Source organism: Pseudoalteromonas sp. McH1-42 (assembly GCF_022347845.1).
GTDB classification, from domain to species: domain Bacteria; phylum Pseudomonadota; class Gammaproteobacteria; order Enterobacterales; family Alteromonadaceae; genus Pseudoalteromonas; species Pseudoalteromonas rubra_D.
This window is the reverse complement of sequence record NZ_JAKRFU010000070.1, coordinates 1-1372: the sequence shown is the minus strand read 5'-3', so window position 1 is coordinate 1372 and position 1372 is coordinate 1. Positions and strand designations below refer to the sequence as shown.

Sequence of the window (1372 nt, the reverse complement as noted above, 5' to 3'; positions counted from 1 at the left end):
GTTGTCTGTGATGGTCACGGTGACGCTGTTGCCTGACTCTGCGCCGGATCCGGCGATCAGCACATCATTGTCTTCAGCCGCATTGACGATACCATCGGTTTCTATCGGTGTGGTGATGGTCACTGCCGAAGGTGCTGCGTTATCCAGCGTAATCGTCTGAGTTGCAGCAGTCGAAGTATTGCCTGCCGTATCCGTCTGTGTGGCTGACACCGTCAGCGTGCCATTGTTCAGGCCACTGACGTTCAGCTCACTGCCGCTCAGCGTCCAGTTACCTGAGCTGTCTGCGGTCACGGTACGACTGACTGTTGAATTGTTGTCCGTGATAGTTACCGTCACACTGTTGCCCGACTCAGCGCCAGAGCCGGCGATTAAGACGTCATTATCTTCTGCTGCGTTAACAAGACCATCGGTCTCAATCGGTGTGGTGATGGTTACTGCTGACGGTGCTGCATTGTCCAGTGTGATGCTTTGCGTGGCTGCAGTGGAGGTGTTACCCGCTGTATCCGTCTGTGTCGCCGACACCGTCAAAGTGCCATTGTTCAGGCCACTGACGTCCAGCTCACTGCCGCTCAGCGTCCAGTTGCCAGAGTTGTCCGCGGTCACAGTACGGCTGACTGATGAATTGTTATCCGTGATGGTCACGGTGACGCTGTTGCCTGACTCTGCGCCGGTTCCGGCGATTAGGACGTCATTGTCTTCAGCCGCATTAACGATGCCATCGGCCTCAATTGGTGTGGTGATGGTCACTGCCGAAGGCGCCGCATTGTCCAGTGTGACGCTTTGCGTGGCTGCGGTAGAACTGTTGCCTGCCGTATCCGTCTGTGTGGCTGACACGGTCAGCGTGCCATTGTTCAAACCACTGACATCCAGCTCACTGCCGCTCAGCGTCCAGTTACCAGAGCTGTCTGCGGTCACGGTACGACTGACTGTTGAATTGTTATCCGTAATGGTTACCGTCACGCTGTTGCCCGACTCTGCGCCAGAGCCAGCGATCAATACATCATTGTCCTCCGCGGCATTGACGATGCCATCGGTCTCAATCGGCGTGGTGATGGTTACTGCTGACGGTGCCGCGTTATCCAGCGTAATGCTTTGCGTGGCAGCAGTCGAAGTATTGCCTGCCGTATCCGTCTGTGTGGCTGACACCGTCAGCGTGCCATTGTTCAGGCCACTGACGTCCAGCTCACTGCCGCTCAGCGTCCAGTTACCTGAACTGTCTGCGGTCACGGTACGACTGACTGTCGAATTGTTGTCCGTGATGGTCACCGTCACGCTGTTGCCCGACTCAGCGCCAGAACCGGCGATTAAGACGTCATTGTCTTCTGCTGCGTTAACAAGGCCATCGGTTTCTATCGGTGTGGTGATGGTCAAG

General features: G+C 56.1%; 1 protein-coding gene. It reads right to left on the bottom strand.

What is annotated here, in order from left to right:
- On the bottom strand, positions 1-1372 hold a 1372-nt coding region (locus MHN31_RS24050; protein WP_239445548.1), incomplete at both ends, for an Ig-like domain-containing protein.